Here is an 18,959-nt window from a genome sequence, read left to right on the forward strand (position 1 = left end):
CTTCGTTGAGCAGGTACCCGGCCTGACACGCCGCCACAGCCGCTGGACCGAACGACTCAGGACCCTGCTGGCCTCGACCGGGCTGGCCCTGGCCGGACGCGCCGCCGCACGCCTGTTGGGCTCTCACCTGGCCGTCCCCGCCAGCCGCAGCACCATCCTGCGACGGGTCTCCGCGCTGCCTGACCCTGCCCCACCTCAGGTGCGCGTGGTCGGGGTGGACGAGTTCGCCCTGCGTAAGGGGAGTGTCTACGGCACAGTACTGATCAATGTCGAAACCCACCGCCCCGTGGACCTGCTCCCCGAGAAGGAGACACACGGTCGCCGCCTGGCTGCGCCAACACCCGGGCATCAAGGTCCTCTGCCGGGACCGGGCCACTTTCTACGCCGAGGCCGCCGATCAAGGGGCACCCCAAGCGGTGCAGGTCGCCGACTGGTGGCACCTGTGGCACAACCTCGGCCAGGCCGTCGAGCGCTGCGTGTCCGCTCACCGCACCTGCCTGCACTCCACCCCGACACAACCCGAGCAGGAGCCCGATCCCGTCGAGGAGGAGGCGGACCCTGAGGCCGCTCCCGTCTCGCCTTGGCCCACCGGTCACCGGTTCGCCGACCGGGTTCGGGAGACCCACGCCGCTATCCACGATCTGCGGGCCAAGGGTCACAGCATCCGCTCGATCTGCCGCCACCTGGGCATGGGCACCAGCACCGTGGTCCGCTACACCCATGCCAAGAGACCGGAGGAGCTGTTTCGCGGCCAGTGGCAGAACCGGCCCAGCAAGGTGGACCCCTTCAAGCCCTACCTCGATCAACGGTGGGATGAGGGATGCACCAACGCCTGGAAGCTGTTCGAGGAGGTTCGCGAACACGGCTACCCCGGCGGGTACGGGATGGTGCGCGCGTACCTGCACACCAAACGCACCCTCGCCCAACCCGCCGGCTCCAAGCCGCCTCGAACACGCAAGGTGGCGGGATGGATCATGAGCCCGCCCGAAGTAAGAAACTGCCCCCGCGCCCGACCCGGCTCGACACCTACAAGCCGCTGATCGACGCGATGCTGCGCGCGGACCTGGACGCCCACCGCAAGCAGCACCACACCTGTCAAAGGATCTTCGACCGCCTCCTCGACGAACACGAGGCCACCGACCTGTCCTACGGGATCGTGCGCCGCTACGTCGCCGAACGGCGCCCGCAGATCCGCATCGAAGCCGGTCGCGGACCAGTGGAAGCGTTCATCACCCAGACCCACCTCCCCGGCGCAGAGAAGGCAGTGCATCGCGTCTTCCTCTCCTGCGGCCAAGAGGCGTTCTTCGAAGGCCATGCCCACGCGTTCGATGTGCTGGGCGGGGTGCCCTTCGGCAAGATCCGCTACGACAACCTCAAGGCCGCGGTCGCCCGGATTCTGGGGTTCGCCCGCCAACGGGTGGAGACCGAGCGGTGGACGGCGTTTCGCTCCCACTACGGCATCGAGAGCTTCTACTGCCGCCCAGGGATCAAGGGCGCCCACGAGAAGGGCGGAGTGGAGGGCCAGATCGGATGGTTTCGCCGTAACCACTTCGTCCCGGTGCCCGAGGTCGCCTCCCTGGCCGAGCTGAACCAGATGGTGGAGCTCTGGGACGAAGAAGACGAGGCCCGCCGGATCCGCTCGCGCACCCGCACCATTGGTGAGCATTTCGCCATCGAACGTCCGCTGCTCAGCCCGCTGCCCGACGAGCCCTTCGAGACCGGACGCTGCTTCTCGCTACGGGTGGACCGGCACAGCCAGATCAGCGTCCGCACCAACCGCTACTCGGTGCCGGTGCGCCTGATCGGCCGACCGGTGAGGGAGTCCAGGCCCTCCCGAATGCCTCTACTCAGCACTGGTCTGGCCTGCTTCATCCCGATCTGGTGCATCTCGGCGACGACCGCGTCGGCGAGCACGTCGCCGGTGATCAGGGCCCACCGCATCAGGTCGGTTCGGGCCTGGCCGAACTGGGCCAGGACGGTCGACCGTCCCGCCCGTTCCGTCGGCCACGGGTTCTGCTCGATCATGAGGTCTCTCCTCGGAGGGCTGGTGGACTGGTGATGGCCGTCCGCTCGGCTCAGAGGTGTGCCCACAGGGTCCGGCCTGGGGCACGGGGTGGGGCCGTGGTCTCCGGGCCTGTGACGGCCCGGTGACGGTCGTGCGGCTGAATCCGGTCTCCTCGACGATCGGCAGTACGAACAGGCCGATGGTGGCCAGGTACATCGGGGGGCCGACGGCGTTGGCGGTACCGCTGCCGACGACCACCCACCAGGGGTTCCTGGGTCTGGACGGGCGGGGGCGGCAGCACTCATGCGGTCTCCGTCAGTTGTGAGGTGGTCGTGCGGGCGACGGTCAGGAGGCGGGGAAGGAGACCTTGGTCAGTTGTTCCGAGGCCCGCCAGACGCGCGCGGCCTCCTCCTCGCCGCGCAGCGGCGGGTACAGCCGCTGTTCGGACGGCGGACCGCCCAGCCTCCCGAAACCGCTGGGGCTGTAGAGCGCTCCCTGCTTGGCGTCAGGGTCGGTCGCGGCCATCAGCGCGGGCAGCTTCGCCGTCTCGACTGTGCCCGCCAGGATCCCGCGGGCCGACAGGGCGCGGATCCGGCGGATGTAGGGGGTGTCCTCGCTGCGGCCGATCTCGGGGCGGGCGGCCAGGAGGTTGGTCGGAGCCACCCCGGGGTGGGACAGGTTGCTGGTGATGCCCCACCCGTGAGCCTTGCTGCGCCGTTCCAGTTCGAGGCCGAAGAGCCCGAACGCGATCTTGGACTGGCCGTAGGCGCGCATCACGTGGTAGGAGCGCTCCCAGTTCAGGTCGTCCCAGTTGATGGCGCCACGGCGCGCGGCGATGCTGATCTGCGAGGTCACCCGTGCCCGGCCGGCGCGCAGCAGCGGGAGGAGGCGGCCCACCAGGGCGAAGTGGCCGAGATGGTTGGTGCCGAACTGGATCTCGTAACCGTCGGCCGTGGTCTGCCGGTTCGGTGGCCTCATCACGCCGGCGTTGTTGATCAAAAGGTGGATCGGCCTGCCCTCCTCACGCAGGGCGTCGCCCAGGGCCGCGACCGAGTCGAGGGAGGACAGGTCGAGGCTGCGCAGCGAGACGTCCGCGCCGGGTGCCGCGTGCCGGATCTTGGCGATCGCGGCCTCGCCCTTGCGCAGGTTGCGCACGGGGATGATCACCTCGGCGCCCGCTTCGGCCAGCCGCCTGGCTATCCCCAGCCCCATCCCGTCGCTCGCGCCGGTGACGACGGCGCGTTTTCCGGTCAGATCCGGCACGGTGATGTCGATGGGTCCACGTGGCATGGTCCTGCTCCTTCATCTGGTGGCTGTGGCTGCGCCGGCGTGCTCTCGTCGCCGGGGAGACGCGGAACCCTCCGACCGCGCGGGTGGCTCCGGTGCGGGCGACCGCGATGCCGAGACCGTCGAAGGCGTCGATCGCGGTCGCCCACCATCGGTCCGGGGCGGTCGGCGACGACACGCCCCCGTGCCTCCCCTGGTCCCGCTCGGGCCTTGGCGTCAATCCTCGTTGGACGGCACGGACCTATCCAGGACCTCCCGATCACAGGCTCGCCAGGCCGCCCCGGCGCTCCGTATCGGGAGATCGGCGGGTCGTGGCCACTCCCGTCCGCAAGCGGTAGACAAGGCAGCGCAAACGAGGCAGCACTCGAAAGGGGCGTCGTGATCGATCGCACCGGGCTGGCGGAGTTCCTCAGCGACCGGCGTCAGGCACTGCAACCGGAGGACGTCGGCCTGCCGCGCGGGCAGCATCGCAGGACCGACGGGCTGCGGCGCAAGGAGTTCCAGCGGGGGTGGGACGACCAGGAGATCGGGATACGTCCCCACGAGGTCAAGCACTTCGTCCACCCCGAGGTCGGCGCGCTGGAGCTGAACTGCCAGCGGCTGGTCGACCCCGGCCAGGCCCACCATCTGAGGGTCTACACCGCCCTCCCCGGCACCGAGGGCTACGAGAAGCTCCAGGTGCTGTCGGTCATCGGCGCTCAGACACTCCGCTGACCCGGGACCGGAGGTGTCCGTGCGCCCGCGGTGTGGAGCGGCGGCACGGTGAGACGCGTAACCCCCGGGCTCCGGCATGAGACGAACGCCTGAGTGAGGGCGAGCCGCCCGCCCGGGGCCCGGCCGGTTTCGATAGGGGCACCACGACCGCCCGGCGATACGTGCGCGGGCCCACCGGCCTGTCCGGCGCGGAGGGCTGACGACTCGTCGTCATGAGGTGTGTCGAGCATGATCCAGTGGTCCCGCTCAGGGTCGTGGAGCACCTCGATCTCGAAGCGGGTCCACCCGTAGGTCGGGTGGTGCATCTGTTTGATCGCGGACCTCGAAGCGCTGACCTCCCCCTCCTCCCAACGGTCGCGGAAACTCTGGCTGGTCGCGGTGAGTCCGGCGAGCAGGGCACGGAGGTAGGCGTCGTCGGGGTGCCGGCTCAGCGCGATACGGAGTTCAGCGGCCGCGACGCGCAGGGACCGCTCCGAACCGTCGCCTCCGAGCAGGTGCGCGAGTACGTCGGTCGTGAAACGGTGAGGCCCACGGCGGCGCCCGGCCAAACTCCACGGCGGCAAGGCCTACCACTCCGGAGAGCGGTGCCGCTGGCTGCACGAACGTGGCATCGGGGTGCGCATCGCCCCGGAATCGAGTCCTCCCAACGCCTGGGGCGACACCGGTACAAGGTCGAGAGCTCCATCACCTGGCTGGGCTCCTACCGAAGGTTGAACATGCGGGAGCGCAAGGCCTCCACCTTCCTGGCCATGCTCGATATCGCCTGCGTCCTCATCTACTACAAGCACCTGACCAAGCATGCTGACGGCTTTTGAGATGAGCTCTCAGCAGAGCACCACCATCGAGCACACGCCGCCCTGCTGCCTACCCGGTCAACTCCACCGGATCTCGGACAAGCTCCCCAACGGTTCCCGCTCTCCCAACGCCTCGGAAACCACCAGCGTCTCCGCCTGGCGCAACCCGGCCGGGAACCGCAGATGCACGCGCTCCTCGATCTCGCTCAGCATCACCTGGAAGACGTGGAACTCATCCAACTCCAAAGCCTCGATCTGGTTGAGGTTCTGTGTCAGCACGAATGCCGTGCTCTTGAGCTCGCCCTGCTCACAGAAGACGATGACCTTCCAGTACTCACGCGGGATCTGCACCCCCCGGTACAGCCGGTCGTCATCTTGGAAGACCGGCCCGCCGAACACACTCACCCTGAGGTCGTCGACCTCCACCTCAGCGAACACCGCGTCCTCAAGCCGCCCCCACAGCCCGCCCTTGCTGCTCTGGTTGAAGTCCTCGATCTGCGGCATGATGTTGGTGTAGTAGAACGAATCCACATTGGCCTTTTTGGCCTCGGCCGGACCATCCCAGAGCAGGTCAGCTCTGCGGGCGATATGCCCCCTGTCGAGCCGGTTGGCCTTGTACACCTCGTTGCCGACCTGGACCCCATCCGGGAGCCGCTCATCTTTGACGAAGGGAATGCCGCTGCGGCTGAGCCGCTTGAGTGAGCCGCCGTCGATGTTCCAGGCCACCCAGCGGGCGAAGCGGCGCGATGTGCTCAACGCCAGCGAGAAATGCGTGTAGGGGATGATCTCCGACCCGTCCAGTCGGACCGCATCGCCATCGATGGTGGGGGTCAGCTGCGGGGTCTCAACCCGTTGGCCCAGGAAGCGGGGGTCGTACCCCGCCAGGACCTCCACCTCTTCGGTCGTGGGCGGCTGCAGGCTGATCTGAAGCTTTTCGAAGACCGAGCTCGCCAGGCAGGCCAGTGCGTGCTCGTCCGGGTTGCCCGGGCCCTCGCCGGCGAAGTGCAGGCCCGCCAGGACCGTGCCCGGCCGGCCGTCGGCGGAGGCGAACATCCACACCGCACCGGAGTCGCCTCCGCGGCTGACTTCCCCGTCATGAGGCAGGTGGGCCGGGTCCAGGCCGATCTCGAAGCAGCCGATGATCTGCTCACCCACATCCCCGCCGTAGGCAAGCTTGACGAGGGTGTCGATACGCCGGACCACGCCGTGTGTGATGCCGGTGGTGCGGCCGCTCTTGATGACCTTGTCCCCGAGCCCGGGCTCGCCCAACTCCTGCGGGACGACGTCGAGCTCGGCGAGCTGCGGGATGGACTGGCGGCCCTCGACCGTGGCCACCGCGCAGTCGCCCGCCACCCCCAGGTGGGAGCGCTTCAGCGTACCCAAGCGGTTGTGGGCGGTGCGGTTGTCATCGTGAGGGCCGGGCTGGACGATGTCCTCGCCCAGGTCGCCGTCGGGGCCGTGCAGCACGTGCCAGTTGCTCAGGATGTAGGGGGTGGCGTCGTGCTGGTCGAAGACCATACAGCCGATCGTGCCCGCTGAGACGTTGACGTGTCCGACGCTCACACCCGGCTGGATCGGGTCCAGGCGCCTCTTGCGCAGCGGGCTCTGCGCTTGGGCCACGACCCTGAACTGCGACTCGTAGCTGCGCTCGATCACGTCGGTGGGCACCTCGACGCCGTCCACCACCACCGACTCCGGCAGCATCGTGGTTCCCAGGGCCTCCAGGGCTTCGGGTTGGGCCTTGTGATCGACGGTGAACTGGAGTGCGATCTCCCCTTGTTGCCGGCCGTCCTTTTCCTTGTAGCCGATACCGACGGACGAGACGTTGGGGTCCCGCAAATAGTCTGCCCCGCGGGTGCGTACGAACGTGCGCAAGGAGGTGAGGAGTTCGCTCTGCCCGGAGCTGGTGTCCTTGGAGGAGGCGTTCTGCTTCTCGGTGGCCATGGAAAAGTTCTCCCTCTTCTCCCCGCGGAACCGATATCTTACGTTGCTCGGTCATGGAAAGCGGGATGGGCGGGGTTTACCGCTGTCGGGCCCGCACCGTGCATTCCGCACGCGGCATACATTTGGGTCCGGCGTCAGTAATGAGCGGTAGACCTTGTCACAACGAACCGCTGCAGACACGGCTCACACTGCGTGTGGTGACGGCTGAGGTCCCCCATGGCCTCCACCCTCGTAGGAGGGTGGGACGAGCTTCTGGCACATGCCGTCGCCCCGTCCGCGTTCTTCGCTCTGGATGGGTGCTGACCTGCACCGGGTTCTTCCCGTTGGTCCTGCTGGGTAATCATCTCCGCCGGGTCGATGTCAGCGGTGATCACCGCCGTGGTGTCCTACTCCCACACCTAGATCGCCTGGTGTCACGGGGAACCAGAGGGGATCGTGACCCTCTTCCTCGGCGTCGGCGGACGGCATGAGCGCCGTCTCCTCCAGGGCCCCGCTCGGCGACGTCCGTCATGGCCGCAAGGGCGGACGTATCCCCGGACGCTGTTGGTTACCGGATCCGGCACTTCTTTGGCGGCTGACGTCACGGTGGCCACCACCGCAGCATCCGTACGCCCACCATCGCATCCGCGGGTCAAGCGGTTTCACCAACCAGACGTGACACTGTTCTCGGTTCTCAAAAACATATATAAAAGCAAAACAATAGTTTCCACCAAGGACGCATATTATTGGGCAATTGGCTTGAGTGGTCCACCGAAGGTCGTTACGATTGGACCAGGGATCAGTGAGGGCCGCCAGCCCTCATGACCTGGAAGTCGGTAGTGTCTTTACGTTTCCATGGCCTTGAGATCAGCAGCCGTCCCTGGGGGAGACGATGGAAACCACCCTGATCGTCGCTGCCCTGCTCAGCATTCTGATTCTACTGACCTCCTGGGCCGTCATCCCAGAAATATTTCAGGAAACTGGCAGAAAGAGTTTTGTCGCCCTGACCATCCCGCCGGTTTGGATAGTGTCATTTGCCCTCGCTTTGCTGTTGTGGCCCGTACCCGGGGTATGGGCCGGACGTTTCCTCGTTGGCGGCCTGCTGGTGGCAGCATTTCTCCTCTTATTGGGAGTATCGGAAGCCTTCGGTCGGCGTTGCCTGCGTATCTCTGCCTTCTTCATATTCGCGGTGGGTGGCTTGTGGGTATTTTGGCCGTCGTGGCCCAGGGGAGATCCCACATGGCTCGATGGAACCCCTCAAGGGGGTTGGGCCGCCGCCACATTGATCACACTCGCCTTGGGTTATCTGTGGCTGGAACGCATCGCGTCAAAGGGGCCAAACGTACATGTCGCCGAAACGGACGCCGAAGACAACGAAGCAACCAAGTTGGTTCTCAACGAACTACGATTACTGCTTCCGGCGATCGAGGTGGTCACGCCCGCGTGGAAACCAGGAGGAGAACCGGGAGAAGCCGTCGCGACCATCGTCGAGAGCAGTGACATCAAGGGCAACAAACTGGTCTCGGCCTTGACCAGACTGTTCGCCAGGATAGTGATCATACCGTCCTACACGGTGCGTGTGCGGGCGCACGAAAGTACCGAACCCGGGCCGGACAAGGACACACCGGCATCGAGCAGGGAGCGCCTGATATCGGTTACCGTCGATGTGTACGAGAACATCACCGGCAAGAGCGAACACCAGATCACGCTGCCGCCCCTTCGTGCGGACTCGGCAGCCACACGGGTAGCAGGTTTCGTTGCTTCCCGTATCTTTCTGAACGATCCATCGACCCGCGAGTGGGCCAGGGCGAGGTTCGACGGCGAGGATCTATCTGCCTACCTGACCGTGAAGTCTCCCTTCAGCTGCTGGAGGTGTCGAGACGGCGAAGATCGCGACTACGCTCACGACTACGATCCGATCCGTGAAGAACGCCGCAGGTGCATTGAGCGCCTCGAAAGAGTCGCGTCCTCACGGCGTGTCGCGGGTGTGGTCCGCTATGAACTGGCATCTCTGTACGAGCTTGAGGGAGAACACGTCAAGGCATTACGCCTGCACGCCCTGAACCGTGCTCAGTTCCGGCAGGAGCCGTTCGAACGGAGCCAGTACCGCATGGTGGTTCTACTCAAAATGATCGCGAACTACGATTTTGCGAACGTGTGGGAGAGGACGACAGAGGCGGATCGGCAGGATATTTTCCACGCCCTCAGGAGGGCAGGAATCTATCCGATGGAAGGGACATTGCCTGTGCCTGTGTCGAACTCCACTGCTGAGTTCCCCAACGAACAGGAGTTCGTCGCGGATCCCGGGGGTGATCCATCCGGAGATCATGTGCGTCGGATTCGGCTGGTGCTGCTGCATGTTGCGAGATCAGAAGCCCTTGGAGCCGAGAAACATCAATCTTGGCCGAAAATGGTTTATGAGGGCATACTCAACAAGGAAAGGAGGCGGCACGGGACACTCAATGCCGAGAGCTACCACAACGAAAAAATGGTGGCCAGGAACAAGATCATGAGACGAAGCATCGAGGTACTGAAGCAGGGCATAGACGCGCGCATCGATCTGGCGCTCGGCCGCGTTCCGGAGCCGTGCGGATCTGCAGCCAAAGAGCTCTGGAAGAAGCCACCACCGCAAGGAAACGAGCTGTACAACCAAGCATGCCTGTGTGCTGTACGGGAAGTCGAACCGTTCTGCGACAGCGGTGTGACCATGACCGGGGACAAGGAGGCCGCGATCTCCAAAGTGGTGGACGTCATGCGCGATGCCCTGCACCCCTCGGTGTGTGAACACTATCGTCCTTCCGAGCTCTTGATAGTCGACCCCGATCTACGTTGCCTCCGGGGAAGTTCCAAGTTCGACAAGCTCGTTGAGGAACAGCTTCGCCGCGACTGGGGAGTCGCCAAGCCGGACACCTGCCCCGAGCCTGGCGACCGGCTCATGGATGACTGGGTGATTCAGCGGATACACCACGCGTGGCCCGGCGAAGGTGTACGGGACTGCTCAGCTTGAACTCGTGGTGTCCGATGGCGTGAGCGTGCCGGGTTCCATGGCCAGGCCGATGGGCAGGAGACAGCCGTCGACCAGATACCGCTTGAGCAGCGGCCAGACCCCCCGGCCGGATCCAACAGCTTGACCCGTGTGAGCGTCCACCCCTGGGACTCATCGCTCCAGCCGCGCGCAGGCGGACCGCTCCCGAGTTCCCTTCCCAGGCGCTCCCGCTGTCCCGATCTCAGCCGTTCGGCCGAGACCGGGCCCTTCGAGCGCAGCGCGTCCGTGCCGCCCTGTTCCCACACGCGCCACCGGCGTCGCACCGACCCCGGCGTCACCCGCAGCTCCCTCGTGGTGGCCTCGGTCTTCTCACCGCGCGCGAACCGCCCAGCCGCCTCCAAACGCGGCCGCTCCCGCTGTACCTGCTCTCTGGGCGTCAATCCGCCCCCTTGCGCGTATCTCCTAGGTCCTCGATACCGCGAGGATCACGACACGTCACCAGCCGGCGGACACCACGAGTTCAGGCTGAGTACCAGCAAGTCGTCAGATCACGTGCTGTTCCCGACGCACCAGCGTGTGGGAGCCTCGATGCCCCACCGTCAGCTGATCCGCCACGTGTAGGCGTAGGGCTGGGGAAAGCGGGTGATGCGATGAGCCCGAACGGTGATCATCACCTCTCCTGGGGGAAGGTCGGTCCACACCACCTGCTCGATGTTGTTCGAGCGGTCGAAACCCTCCGAGGTACCCATGTTCCCGTGCCGTTCCTCGCCGTCGGAGGACCGCACGATCAGGTCGAGGTCGTTCTGCAAGGCGGCGCCCGGCGGGTCGGTCCACACCAGTGTGGCCCTGAGCGAGGTACCGCCGTTGGTGGCGGGCCGGGGCACCCGGATCGTGACGGTGTGCTCCTCTCCCTGCTCCAGCGGCTGCCCCTGCTCGCATCCGGCACTGGCATCGGCGCCCGGGATGATGATCGAGTCCGCGAGGTTGACACGTCCGAAGCCGGAGTTGTTGTTGGGAGAAGTCCCGCTCTCGGAAGGCGAGTACTGTCCGGCCAGCTCCGCGGCACCGTTGATGAGCAGTGCCTTGATCAGCGCCGCGCTGGGATCGGTGACGCCGTTCTTCACCAGGGTCTCGCGCAGGACGGCGACACACCCGGCGACGAGCGGGGTGGCCATGCTCGTACCGCTGCTGAAGAACAGTTTCGGGTCCCTGGACGAACCGAATGTCCCATCCACTCTGGTAACAGCGCGTGAAAGCGCCGAAAGGATACACGTCCCCGGTGCCACGACGTCAGGCTTGATCCGTCCCTCCTTCGTCGGCCCACGACTACTGAAGGCCGCCAGCCCTGCGGGGGAATCGGCCTGCTGGTCGGACTTGAGCGGGTCAGCGGGAAAATCGGCAGGCCAGAAATCGCCGTATTTCGGCTGGAAATTCGGGCGGTCGCTCTCGCTGGCACCCACCGTGATGCAGTTCTTGGCCGCTGCCTGTGATCCGATCGAACCGGCGTCGACGACCCCGTTCGCGTTGAGATCATTTCCGCTGTTTCCAGCGGCGAAACAGATCACCATATCGGGATGGTTCCACACGAATTCATCGATCTCGTGCGCGCTCGCGTTGTAGGGCCTCCCCGGCGTGCTGTCACCCCAGGAGTTCGTGTGGATCCGGGCACCGTCGTCGCGGTAAGGCGGCAGGAACAGGTCGTTCAGGTCGGCGGGGATGCCGACGAGTCCAACACGCCCCAGGAAATCCGAACCCCACAGGGACTGCAGAACCAGCCTGGCCTCCGGCGCGGTCCCCCGGATACTTCCGCCCATCGTGGCGGATTCGCAGTCTCCCAGGACCGATCCCGCCACGTGCGTGCCGTGCCCCTGCGGATCGTCGGATTTGTTCTGCTGTGGACGCCCCAGGGCGTACAGTTTGGCCACCCTCCCGTGGAACGCCGGATGCGCGTCCGTGGTGGACCCCTTGTCGAATCCGGTATCAGCGACCGCGACGACCTCTCCCTCGCCCTTGTAAGGCGTTCCGTCGATGCTGACGTCGGCTTCGAGGATCTTGGACGCCACATTGTTGAACAGTTTCCACTGGGGAACCTCCTCGATGTTGCGGACTTCGTCGAGGGCCGCGAGGTCACCGAGCTTCCCCTCCTCGACCGTGATCCGTACCTTGTGGTTTCCCAACCGAAGATCGCTCGCGTCCTGGTGGGAAACGGCAGCTATGTGCTCTCTGACCCCCTCCGTTCCGGGGCTGACGTCCTGGTGGAGGACCACATCGACTTCCCGGAGGGTGTTGGAGGGCGGCACGAAAACCGAAGCCAACGATTCCGTGAATACAGGTTCGGCCGCTTCGGGGCGCAGCGATGGCGGAATCTTCAGCCCTGGAAAGTAGACATCGGCCCACACCACGAACGGCAGGGCGCGGATCTCCCCCAGGCCACTGGGCTGGTAGCCGCACATATACGTGTTATCGGGAACATATTCGTGAATTTCGGCACCCAGCGCGGCCAGTTGCGACCTCTGTTCCTCGGACAGAGGCTCCTGCGCCTGAACCAATACGTAGTTGGACTGGGAGGCGTCGGGGGCCTCCCGGGAGGCCAGGCCGACCTGCTCGGCCTGGGCCACAGGGTCGAAGGAGAATCCGTTGATTTCTATGCGTGCCATGAGCGTTTTCTGCCCGGAGCTCGAAGGGATGAAACGCGACGACGGCGGGTGATCTGATTTAGTTTCTACCGAAAGAAGACGTCGGCCTTTGGACAGAAGGCGAGTCGGGGTGAATATCTGCCCCCGGAGACAGGCCTGGAGCCCGAATTGGAGACAAGGGTGCCTTTTGTTCGTTTTTTCGTAGCTGAAGGTCGCGGATCGTGCTGGTCATCTCACCCGTTCGTTGCGGGCACTGGAAGCGGGCCGTAATGGCCGCCGCATCGGGTTACCACGCCGCCGATGCCGGGCGCGGCGCCCGATGGTGCCCCTGAGCTCAACTCCGTGGAGATGCTGTGGCCGGCCATCAGGACACGTGAGCCGGCCAACGTGGCCGGTGACCACCCGGCCGACGTCGCCGATGCCGCCGAGCGCGGTATCGACCGGGTCTGCGAAGATGACCGGTTCCCATGGTCCTTCCTGGCCCACGCCGGGCTGGAGATCCACCCTTCACCCCCACACAACTAACGAAAAACTCAGTAGTGGACCTTTGATCCGATGTTCGACCCTCGCCGACAACGAGAAAACACCAGTCCAGAGACTGGTACAACCGGCTCATCGCCCGGGGCGAACAGAGCCGTACAGCTCCTGGTGTGCTCGGCGATCCGGCTACCGCGCTGGAACGGGACTACTCACCGGGACCGGGGTGCCGCACAGGAGAGCGGCGGTGGCCAAGGCCGCGATTACCGGTTCCGAGCGGCTGGACAGAAGCGTCTACATGCTCGCTGTCGCGCGGCAAGGCCAGCTTGTCGGCGCCGCGCGCGTGGCCGTGGACGAGCGGCCCCACAGAGCACAGGTCGGTTTCGCCCTGCGACCGAACCTGTGGGGGCAGGGGTTCGGTAGCGAACTCGTCGAACTCCTGCTCCGGCTCGGCTTCGACGAGCTGGGGCTCAAGAGGATATGGTGCGCCCGCTCTCCAAAGAACCAGGCCTTCGAACACGTCAACTCCACGTATGAGAGGGAGCATTTCAAATGTGGGGGACGACAGGTCACGCTTTCAACGTCAGGAACAACGAAGGCCACGTCGTGTTCCTTGACGCACAACGAGGCGTCGCCGACCATGCCGACAGGTGGCGCTACTACTATCTCATCAGGGGGAACTAGGTGTCGAAAGCAGATCGAGAAATCGCCCTCGCCAAGGCCGAGGAATTTCTTGAGTCAGAATCAAGAGAATGGAAGCACAATGATGTGAAGGTCATGCGCGAGGAGGCATTTCAACATGAAGGGCATCTCATTGCCCCCTACAACACCGTTTCTTACCTGAAGACAGGGAAGGTGGAGGATGGCCTCGTGGGAAATGTCCCCATCCAGGTCGACCTGGAGAACGGAGCGTGCGATTTCATCGACATCATGAAGGTCCTGGACTACAGGGACATGGGGTACTCGATTTAGGACTCATCTCAGAATCCATCAGCATGCTTGGTCAGGTGTTTATAGCAGATGAGCATGCAGGCGATGCCGAGCATGGTAGGGAAAGTGGAGGCCTTGCGCTCCCAGCGCACGTTCAGCCTTCGGCAAGAGCCCGGCCAGGCGATCGAGCGATCGACCTTGTACCGGTACCGTCCCAGTCGTGGGAGGGCTCGATGCCGGAACGGGCCAGGCACACACCGATGCCGCGTTCGCGCAGCCACCAGCGCTGGTTTCGGAAGTGGTCGGCCTTGTCACCGTGGAGCATGCCTGGACGCCGCCTGCGGGGCATCGTCGCGACCGCACCGCGGGGATACCCCATCCCAGGGTGGGAACAGGATACGTTTTCAATGCCATCAATGATCATGGACGTGTGGTCTTCTTGGACGGACGGTTTAGGATAGCGGGCCATGTGGCAAACTGGCACTACTATATTTTAATAAGGACACATACACCGTGATGAAAAGAGAAGAAGCCGTCGATCTCGCCAGGGAATTCTTTGAGGATGCGATCAGCAAGTCAATCATTCAAAAAGGAATAATCTCCGAGCGAGACATTTTCTGCCACGAGAACTACGTCATCGTACCCTGGGATTCTGCCGCCTTCCTCAAAGAGGGAAAGTGGGAGGAGCGCATGATCGGCAATGTGCCCATCGAGGTCGACAGGAAAACTGGGAGGTGTAAATTCATGGGGATCGGGCGAGTAATGGGGTACCGAGAGCTTGGCTTCCCTGTTTAATGCAATTCTGGACCCTGAGAGGAATTAAATGATGTACGTCAAGGTTGTGTGGTTTCATGAATCTTCCGATGAACCTGTACTTTATTTCAGCGAGATTGATGACGACAGATGCGAAACCCGGAAGGTTCAAGTATATCGAGACGGGAGGCCCGAGTGGGCGAGTGAAGATTTCGAGACCGCGACCGTCGGCCTCGCAGAAATACCGTTCCCCCCATTGGAAGAAATTTCTAGCAAGGCAGAATTTATTGCCGAGGAGATCGCCCCTGAAGAGTTTGATCGCGCTTGGATTGAGGCCCGCTCGGGTTCTTGATGTTCAACCGAATCTGGGCCATGGCGGTGGCTAAACACAGGTATCAGAGTATGCGGGGGTGGTGATGGTCGAGCAAGCTGTTCGCTTGACTGACACGTGTGAGGAGTGCGGTGGCGCTCGGGAAGGCTGGGTGGTTCAACTGGCTAAAAACGACAAGCTCCGTTGGGAGATCGAGTGGGAGTGCCCCGGAACCCAGGTCTCGCACCAATGGGTATGGGGTCCTGCCCCTGCCCATGTGCGTGCCTTGTTGATTGAGCGGCATGGCGTGGAGTGCTTGAAGGTTGTGGGGGAGGTGCAAAGAAAAGGTGTGCTACTAAAGGTTTTCAGGGAAGTTTTTGGCACATCCATCAGCGAGGCCAAGGAATTTGGTCAGAACGTGACTTCCTCTGGATATGAGGGAACGCGCGTGGAGGTCGACCTTCTAGCCAAGCTTCTTAGTGATAGAGGGGTAGAAGTCGAGATGGGGCCTGGATTGTGTGGGTGATCCTTAGAGCTCATCTCAGAATCCATCAGCATGCTTGGTCAGGTGTTTATAGCAGATGAGCATGCAGGCGATGCCGAGCATGGTAGGGAAAGTGGAGGCCTTGCGCTCCCAGCGCACGTTCAGCCTTCGGCAAGAGCCCGGCCAGGCGATCGAGCACTCGACCTTGTACCGGTACCGTCCCAGTCGTGGGAGGACTCGATGCCGGAACGGGCCAGGCACGCACCGATGCCGCGTTCGCGCAGCCACCAGCGCTGGTTTCGGAAGTGGTCGGCCTTGTCACCGTGGAGCATGCCTGGACGCCGCCTGCGGGGCATCGTCGCGACCGCACCGCGGGGATACCCCATCCTAGGAATGGGAGTGCTTCGCCGTCGTTGACGTTGGCCGCGGAGATCGCGCGGATCAGCGGCAACCCTTGGTTGTCGCACAGCAGGTGGAGCTTGGAGCCGAGTTTGCCTTGGTCAGCGGGGTTTGGCCCCGTGTCCTCCTTCTCTCTCGCGCGGATCGAGGGGGAGTCGGCGGTGGCGCGGGACCGGTCCAACAGGGCGCCTCTGCCCAACTCGTCAAGGACGGCCTGGTAGATCGTGGGCCGCAGGCCCGTCTGGGCCCAGGTCTGAGACCAGCGGTGCGCGGTAGCGCGTGCGGTTCCGAACAAGCCGTCGGCCTTCTCCCTACAGCAGTCCGAGGCCTGGACGAACAGCACCGTGGTCAACACGGCTCTGGGGTCCGCACGGGGCCGGCCGGTTTTCGGTGCGGGAGGCAGTAGGGTCTGGACGATCTTCAGAGCCCGTCGGGCAACACATCACGCACAGCACGTGCTCATGCCAGGCGCGGGGCTCGCCGCCTTCCGCGCCACCTGCGGCAACACCGGTGGCAGGTGGAGCGAACCATGGCCTGGCTGTCCGGATGCCGCCGCCCGCACCGCCGCTACGAGCGCAAAGCCGACCGCTTCCTGGCCTTCGCCGGCATCGCCTGCACACTGATCCGCTACCGCCGACCCACCAGAGGAGATGAGCTCTGAGCCGGCGGAAAGGGCTGGGCGGCCCGACCCGTGTGGGCCTACGATCGGCGCCATGGCCACTCGACTTGTCCAGATCGCGATGAACGCCCAGGATGACGCCGCGCTCGGCCGTTTCTGGGCACAGGCACTCGGTTGGCAGGCCTCCAGCGAGGGGCCCGGCGTCACCAACCTCGAACCTGAGGGCTTCTCCTACCCCGATCCCATCGCACTCTGTGTCGACGTGCTTCGCGTTCCCGAACCCAAAACGGTGCGGAACCGCGTGCGCGTGGACCTCGCCACCACATCCACGACCCATCTGGCTGAGCTGGTCGCGCGATTGAAGGATCTCGGCGCGACCCCCGCCGACCGGGGGCAGGCAGATGTCCCTTGGGCCGCCTTGGCCGACCCCGAGGGCAACGAGTTCCGCGTGCTGGAGCCCCGAGCGCTCTACCGGGACACCGGCCCGATGGCCGCAGTGCTGCTCGACTGCGCCAATCCACGGGCCATGGCCCGTTTCTGGAGCGATGCGACGGACTGGACCGTGCACGAGGTGACAGACGAACACGCGCTCCTGCGTTCCTCGGAGAAGGTCGGCCCGTACCTGGAGTTCGTCCGCTCCGTCGAGGTGAAGACCGTGAAGAACCGCACCCACCTCGACCTGAGGCCCTACCCCGATGACGACCAGGCGGCGGAGGCGGACCGGCTGCGGTCCCTCGGTGCCACCGACGTCGACCTGGGGCAGGGTGACGTGCCGTGGACGGTTCTGGCCGACCCCGAGGGCAACGAGTTCTGTGTCCTCACCCCGGGCTGAGGGCGAACCCGGTCGACCCTCCTGCCTCCCGCGTACCTAACCACTCAGGTCAGTACGACCAGGCCCCGGCCTCCCCCACCTCCGGCCCAAGTCTCATCCTGAGGATCAGAGAAGACGAGTGCCGGGAGGCGGCCCCGGCACGCGCGGTAGCCTCCTTCGCACCCGGAACGAAACGTCTCAGGGGCCTGCCCTGAGCTGCGCTGACTGGGCTGTTGACCAGTCAGGCTGGACGCTGCGGCGCTCTGGAACCATGAAGCCGTTCGGTGGCCGTGCTCGTGTAGGGCGGGCCGACCGGGACGGCGAAAACCTGGCAAGTACGCTGCTTGGCGGGGAAGACCGCGGATTTCACGGCGATGGATTTTCTGCTCGATCGCACTCTCGCGGCGTGCGACCGCGATCCCGGCGAACAGTGAGGTGGACGGCCATGGACAAGCCGCGTGGGAAAGACTCGTTCTCGTTGCTGTACAGGACGGGGTTCCGCATCAACTACGCGCTCCTGCAGGTGATGGGCCCGGCGGACCAGACCCCCGCAAACGATCCGCGGCTCCGCGCGAAGAAGGAATACGAGCGCCGGCGAGAAGTCCACCGTGCGTGGAAGACGCACCAGCGGTCCGAGTAGCACGACCTTGCACGAGGCGTTCACCGACGCCAAGCCCCTTGCGATCAGCAGGGGACGCCCGGGCCACCCGCAGCAGATTGGACCTGTGTCCTCGGGCGGGTGGGGTCATCAGCGTCTCGAAAGCGCACACGATCTGCCCGAGGCCGCTCTGTCGCCCCGAGGCGGAGAGTGATGCGGGCCCTGACGGCCTCACCCTTTTCTGATGCCCGATGGGAGTGACGGGAAGCGATCCCGGCACACACCAGAGTCTCCATCACACTCGGCACGAAACACTCTCAGTTGACCGAAGTCCGACACTTGGGCAGGCGTCGAGCCAGACTTTCCCGCCATCTTTCCACAAACTCCCCCAGGGCCTTATCCCCTGCTCCAGGATCTAGATGCGAAGGCATCCCGCCTTCTGGATATATCAAATCCCCCATGTCCTCGGGATAGCCGGAGTCGGCTCAAGCGGAGCCCAAAAGCCTGAGCTGCGTCCGGCATGGGGAGATAGTGATCCGTTGGCGCCACACTGCAGTTGTGGACGAGTACCGGCGCGTCCCCCGCCCTCACATGGTGCGTGTGGAGGTCCTGGACGGTGAGGTTGTGGACCCGTTCCGGCTCGGTCCGGACCCGCATGCCGGCGACCTGGACCAAGGTGTCCTCGGAGGAGAGGAACCACATCCCGGGGACGAGGTCGGCGGCGTCGACCCACTCGCCCAGAAGGGGTGACCGTCGGTCGCGGTGATCGCGTCGCCCAGCACCGCCGGCCCCGGGCGCGACGGACCGTCCGGCAGGCCTCCCACGTCCAGGGTGTGGGCGTCGATCTGCGTGGCGGTGTGGACGGTGACCTCGACCAGGGTCTTGGCACCCTCGCCCACGATGGTGGTCAGGACCGTACGCGGCCACCCGATGGGTGTCGTATGAGGCGTTCACCCGCCCGCTGGATGTGATCGGGCTTCCCCGAACAGCACGAACGTCACTGCCCACCAAGGATGAAACCGCCCTGCCGCCGTACGCGTTCTCGGGGACGTTCTCCGGCATCCGGGCCGAATACGTGGGCCCGCCCCGCGCGCTCTCCGCCCACTCTCCGACCGCACGGGCCCGCCCGGGGCGGGTAGGGCAGGCCAGGCGGTGCGAGGGGCCGGGGAACGCGCGACCGAACCCCGTTCAAGGTTCGCGCAAGGAACACGCAAGGCCCCGCTGGAAGATTGC

General features: G+C 64.8%; 18 protein-coding genes and 4 pseudogenes. 14 read left to right on the forward strand and 8 right to left on the reverse strand.

Annotated features, from left to right (window positions below; genetic code table 11):
• The first annotated feature begins 266 nt into the window (after positions 1-266).
• Both ACFWTE_RS04915 and ACFWTE_RS04920 read left to right on the forward strand, forming a co-directional pair.
• Positions 267-1,040 carry a transposase gene (locus tag ACFWTE_RS04915; protein WP_378778007.1) on the forward strand — a complete coding sequence of 258 codons (774 nt, stop codon included), beginning with the start codon at positions 267-269 and terminating at the stop codon, positions 1,038-1,040.
• Positions 968-2,059 carry a hypothetical protein gene (locus ACFWTE_RS04920; RefSeq protein ID WP_378778008.1) on the forward strand — a complete coding sequence of 364 codons (1,092 nt, stop codon included), beginning with the start codon at positions 968-970 and terminating at the stop codon, positions 2,057-2,059. Before ACFWTE_RS04915 ends, ACFWTE_RS04920 begins: the two co-directional genes overlap by 73 nt.
• 291 nt (positions 2,060-2,350) lie before the next feature.
• Here ACFWTE_RS04920 and ACFWTE_RS04925 read toward each other — a convergent pair whose 3' ends face one another.
• Positions 2,351-3,295 (reverse strand): SDR family oxidoreductase, encoded by a 945-nt coding sequence (locus tag ACFWTE_RS04925; protein WP_378778009.1) that lies wholly within the window; start codon positions 3,293-3,295, stop codon positions 2,351-2,353.
• A 375-nt stretch (positions 3,296-3,670) separates the two neighbouring features.
• Between ACFWTE_RS04925 and ACFWTE_RS04930 the strand changes: the two genes are divergently transcribed.
• Positions 3,671-4,006, forward strand: a complete 336-nt coding sequence (locus ACFWTE_RS04930; protein WP_378778010.1) for a hypothetical protein — start codon at positions 3,671-3,673, stop codon at positions 4,004-4,006.
• Here the strand turns inward: ACFWTE_RS04930 and ACFWTE_RS04935 are convergent.
• On the reverse strand, positions 3,991-4,569 hold the full coding sequence (locus ACFWTE_RS04935; protein ID WP_378778011.1) for a hypothetical protein: 579 nt from the start codon (positions 4,567-4,569) through the stop codon (positions 3,991-3,993). The genes ACFWTE_RS04930 and ACFWTE_RS04935 overlap by 16 nt on opposite strands.
• On the opposite strand from ACFWTE_RS04935, the pseudogene ACFWTE_RS04940 reads away from it, so the two are divergent.
• Positions 4,532-4,821, forward strand: a pseudogene (locus tag ACFWTE_RS04940) (IS5/IS1182 family transposase); the annotation flags it as partial. The gene ACFWTE_RS04935 and the pseudogene ACFWTE_RS04940 overlap by 38 nt on opposite strands.
• A 57-nt stretch (positions 4,822-4,878) precedes the next feature.
• Here the strand turns inward: ACFWTE_RS04940 and ACFWTE_RS04945 are convergent.
• Positions 4,879-6,744: a DNA/RNA non-specific endonuclease gene (locus ACFWTE_RS04945; RefSeq protein ID WP_378778012.1), complete on the reverse strand. Its 1,866-nt coding sequence runs from the start codon at positions 6,742-6,744 to the stop codon at positions 4,879-4,881.
• An 871-nt stretch (positions 6,745-7,615) separates the two neighbouring features.
• On the opposite strand from ACFWTE_RS04945, the gene ACFWTE_RS04950 reads away from it, so the two are divergent.
• Complete coding sequence (locus ACFWTE_RS04950; protein ID WP_378778013.1) at positions 7,616-9,730, forward strand: hypothetical protein; 2,115 nt, start codon at positions 7,616-7,618, stop codon at positions 9,728-9,730.
• On the opposite strand, the gene ACFWTE_RS04955 is transcribed toward ACFWTE_RS04950, so the two are convergent.
• The gene (locus ACFWTE_RS04955; RefSeq protein WP_378778014.1) at positions 9,676-10,149 is read right to left on the reverse strand and encodes a helix-turn-helix domain-containing protein; all 474 of its coding nucleotides are present in this window, start codon (positions 10,147-10,149) and stop codon (positions 9,676-9,678) included. The two genes, ACFWTE_RS04950 and ACFWTE_RS04955, sit on opposite strands and share 55 nt — an antisense overlap.
• Positions 10,150-10,308: 159 nt before the next feature.
• The gene (locus tag ACFWTE_RS04960; RefSeq protein WP_378778015.1) at positions 10,309-12,366 is read right to left on the reverse strand and encodes a S8 family serine peptidase; all 2,058 of its coding nucleotides are present in this window, start codon (positions 12,364-12,366) and stop codon (positions 10,309-10,311) included.
• Positions 12,367-12,645: 279 nt separating this feature from the next.
• Between ACFWTE_RS04960 and ACFWTE_RS04965 the strand changes: the two genes are divergently transcribed.
• The 4 genes and pseudogenes from ACFWTE_RS04965 to ACFWTE_RS04980 form a co-directional block, all read left to right on the forward strand.
• A complete protein-coding gene (locus tag ACFWTE_RS04965; RefSeq protein ID WP_378778016.1) occupies positions 12,646-12,870 on the forward strand; it encodes a hypothetical protein in 225 nt (74 codons plus the stop codon).
• Positions 12,800-13,330: pseudogene (locus ACFWTE_RS04970) on the forward strand (GNAT family N-acetyltransferase); the annotation flags it as partial. The gene ACFWTE_RS04965 and the pseudogene ACFWTE_RS04970, both read left to right, overlap by 71 nt.
• Before the next feature lie 44 nt (positions 13,331-13,374).
• Entirely contained in the window at positions 13,375-13,506 is a 132-nt protein-coding gene (locus ACFWTE_RS04975; RefSeq protein WP_378778017.1) for a toxin glutamine deamidase domain-containing protein, read from the forward strand.
• An 84-nt stretch (positions 13,507-13,590) separates the two neighbouring features.
• Positions 13,591-13,671, forward strand: a pseudogene (locus tag ACFWTE_RS04980) (hypothetical protein); the annotation flags it as partial.
• Between the two features lie 235 nt (positions 13,672-13,906).
• Here the strand turns inward: ACFWTE_RS04980 and ACFWTE_RS04985 are convergent.
• Positions 13,907-14,077 (reverse strand): hypothetical protein, encoded by a 171-nt coding sequence (locus ACFWTE_RS04985; protein WP_378778018.1) that lies wholly within the window; start codon positions 14,075-14,077, stop codon positions 13,907-13,909.
• A gap of 188 nt (positions 14,078-14,265) precedes the next feature.
• Here ACFWTE_RS04985 and ACFWTE_RS04990 point away from each other — a divergent pair, with 188 nt between their 5' ends.
• From ACFWTE_RS04990 to ACFWTE_RS05000, 3 genes are read left to right on the forward strand one after another with little or no spacing between them, the layout of a single operon-like run.
• Entirely contained in the window at positions 14,266-14,547 is a 282-nt protein-coding gene (locus tag ACFWTE_RS04990; protein WP_378778019.1) for a hypothetical protein, read from the forward strand.
• A gap of 28 nt (positions 14,548-14,575) precedes the next feature.
• A complete protein-coding gene (locus ACFWTE_RS04995) occupies positions 14,576-14,857 on the forward strand; it encodes a DUF6881 domain-containing protein (protein WP_378778020.1) in 282 nt (93 codons plus the stop codon).
• Between the two features lie 58 nt (positions 14,858-14,915).
• Positions 14,916-15,341 (forward strand): hypothetical protein, encoded by a 426-nt coding sequence (locus ACFWTE_RS05000; RefSeq protein WP_378778021.1) that lies wholly within the window; start codon positions 14,916-14,918, stop codon positions 15,339-15,341.
• 119 nt (positions 15,342-15,460) lie between these two features.
• Here the strand turns inward: ACFWTE_RS05000 and ACFWTE_RS05005 are convergent, their stop codons facing one another.
• Positions 15,461-15,631 carry a hypothetical protein gene (locus ACFWTE_RS05005; RefSeq protein WP_378778022.1) on the reverse strand — a complete coding sequence of 57 codons (171 nt, stop codon included), beginning with the start codon at positions 15,629-15,631 and terminating at the stop codon, positions 15,461-15,463.
• A gap of 518 nt (positions 15,632-16,149) precedes the next feature.
• Here ACFWTE_RS05005 and ACFWTE_RS05010 point away from each other — a divergent pair.
• A pseudogene (locus ACFWTE_RS05010) lies at positions 16,150-16,359 on the forward strand (transposase); the annotation flags it as partial.
• Positions 16,360-16,411: 52 nt separating this feature from the next.
• A complete protein-coding gene (locus ACFWTE_RS05015) occupies positions 16,412-17,149 on the forward strand; it encodes a VOC family protein (RefSeq protein WP_378778023.1) in 738 nt (245 codons plus the stop codon).
• Between the two features lie 973 nt (positions 17,150-18,122).
• Here the strand turns inward: ACFWTE_RS05015 and ACFWTE_RS05020 are convergent.
• Complete coding sequence (locus ACFWTE_RS05020; RefSeq protein ID WP_378778024.1) at positions 18,123-18,788, reverse strand: polymorphic toxin-type HINT domain-containing protein; 666 nt, start codon at positions 18,786-18,788, stop codon at positions 18,123-18,125.
• Positions 18,789-18,959 lie beyond the last annotated feature (171 nt).

This window comes from Nocardiopsis sp. NPDC058631, from assembly GCF_042716955.1.
Taxonomy (GTDB): domain Bacteria; phylum Actinomycetota; class Actinomycetes; order Streptosporangiales; family Streptosporangiaceae; genus Nocardiopsis.

Bases quoted from the DNA above. Each gene is read 5' to 3' on its own strand.
- ACFWTE_RS05015 (WP_378778023.1), top strand. From the start codon at position 16,412: ATGGCCACTCGACTTGTCCAGATCGCGATGAACGCCCAGGATGACGCC.
- ACFWTE_RS04985 (WP_378778018.1), bottom strand. From the start codon at position 14,077: ATGCTCCACGGTGACAAGGCCGACCACTTCCGAAACCAGCGCTGGTGG.
- ACFWTE_RS04915 (WP_378778007.1), top strand. From the start codon at position 267: ATGTCGAAACCCACCGCCCCGTGGACCTGCTCCCCGAGAAGGAGACAC.
- ACFWTE_RS04920 (WP_378778008.1), top strand. From the start codon at position 968: ATGGATCATGAGCCCGCCCGAAGTAAGAAACTGCCCCCGCGCCCGACC.
- ACFWTE_RS04945 (WP_378778012.1), bottom strand. From the start codon at position 6,744: ATGGCCACCGAGAAGCAGAACGCCTCCTCCAAGGACACCAGCTCCGGG.
- ACFWTE_RS04975 (WP_378778017.1), top strand. From the start codon at position 13,375: ATGTGGGGGACGACAGGTCACGCTTTCAACGTCAGGAACAACGAAGGC.
- ACFWTE_RS04995 (WP_378778020.1), top strand. From the start codon at position 14,576: ATGATGTACGTCAAGGTTGTGTGGTTTCATGAATCTTCCGATGAACCT.
- ACFWTE_RS04965 (WP_378778016.1), top strand. From the start codon at position 12,646: ATGCCGGGCGCGGCGCCCGATGGTGCCCCTGAGCTCAACTCCGTGGAG.
- ACFWTE_RS04950 (WP_378778013.1), top strand. From the start codon at position 7,616: ATGGAAACCACCCTGATCGTCGCTGCCCTGCTCAGCATTCTGATTCTA.
- ACFWTE_RS04925 (WP_378778009.1), bottom strand. From the start codon at position 3,295: ATGCCACGTGGACCCATCGACATCACCGTGCCGGATCTGACCGGAAAA.
- ACFWTE_RS04960 (WP_378778015.1), bottom strand. From the start codon at position 12,366: ATGGCACGCATAGAAATCAACGGATTCTCCTTCGACCCTGTGGCCCAG.
- ACFWTE_RS05020 (WP_378778024.1), bottom strand. From the start codon at position 18,788: ATGCCGGAGAACGTCCCCGAGAACGCGTACGGCGGCAGGGCGGTTTCA.
- ACFWTE_RS05005 (WP_378778022.1), bottom strand. From the start codon at position 15,631: ATGCTCCACGGTGACAAGGCCGACCACTTCCGAAACCAGCGCTGGTGG.